Origin of the sequence: Microbacterium hominis NBRC 15708 (genome assembly GCF_001592125.1) — a bacterium.
Lineage (GTDB): Bacteria > Actinomycetota > Actinomycetes > Actinomycetales > Microbacteriaceae > Microbacterium > Microbacterium hominis.
The window spans coordinates 1-1,086 of sequence record NZ_BCWI01000045.1 but is presented as its reverse complement, the minus strand read 5'-3'; the positions used below and the strand labels follow the sequence as shown (position 1 = coordinate 1,086).

At 68.4% G+C, this 1,086-nt stretch carries 1 protein-coding gene; it reads left to right on the top strand.

Going from position 1 to position 1,086, the window contains the following annotated elements:
- Nucleotides 1-96 precede the first annotated feature (96 nt).
- Nucleotides 97-1,077 (top strand): IS481 family transposase, encoded by a 981-nt coding sequence (locus MHO01S_RS16120; RefSeq protein WP_061782601.1) that lies wholly within the window; start codon nt 97-99, stop codon nt 1,075-1,077.
- Nucleotides 1,078-1,086 lie beyond the last annotated feature (9 nt).

Here is a 1,086-nt window from a genome sequence, read left to right as displayed (position 1 = left end):
CTAGCTGTACCGGGTCAGCACGTTGGTGATCGACCGATAGGGAGAAGGCCTCCATTCTGAGTGGTGTCTAAGTCACTCTCGAAGGGAGGCCTCCTCTTGGTTCACCGTAACGCGCGATTGGCTGAGGCCGGTCGTCTGATCCTTGTCCGTCGGGTGCTCTCGGGCCGTCCCGTATCGCATGTCGCGAAGGAGCTCGGGGTCTCGCGGACCTGCGCGCATCGCTGGGTGTCGCGGTTTCGGTTGCAGGGTCTGGCGGGGCTGCGTGATCGCAGCTCCCGTCCGCGCTCGATGCCGACTGCGACGGATCCGCAGGTCACGGCGGCGCTGCTGGCCGCACGGCAGGCGGAGCGGCTGGGCCGTGACGAGCTGGCCCGGCGGTTCGGGATCAGCCCGGCGACCGCGTCGCGGCTGATCGCCCGGGCCGGACTGCCCGCGTTGCACGAGCTGGACCCGGTCACCGGCATCCGCATCCGCGCGTCCCGCCGCACCCAGCACCGATACGAGCGTGCAGCGCCGGGCGATCTGATCCATATCGACGTGAAGAAGCTAGGCCGCATCCCCGACACCGGCGGATGGCGCGTGGAAGGCCCGGCGACGCTGAATCACCACCGCACCGCCGACAAACGCAAACAGCGGATCGGGTTTGACTACGTCCATGTCGCCGTCGACGACCACTCCCGGCTCGCGTTCGCGCGGGTGCTGCCCGACGAGAAGGGCGCGACCTGCGCCGGCTTCCTCGCCGACGCCGCCGCGTTCTTCGCCACCCACGGCATCCGCATCCGCGAGGTCATGACCGACAACGCGATGAACTACCGGCTCTCCCGAGACTTCCAGAACGTTCTCGCTGCGCTCGGGGCGCGCCACGTGCTTACCCGCGCCTACTCGCCCTGGCAGAACGGCAAAGCGGAACGCTTCAACCGCACCCTCCAAGAGGGCTGGGCCTACCGGCAGCCGTTCAGCTCGAACCAAGCCCGACTCAACGCCCTCTCGCCCTGGCTCGAGCACTACAACTACGCTCGACCCCACACCGCCTGCGGCGGCCAACCCCCCATCACCCGCGCGACACCAACCTCATGACCGGGTACA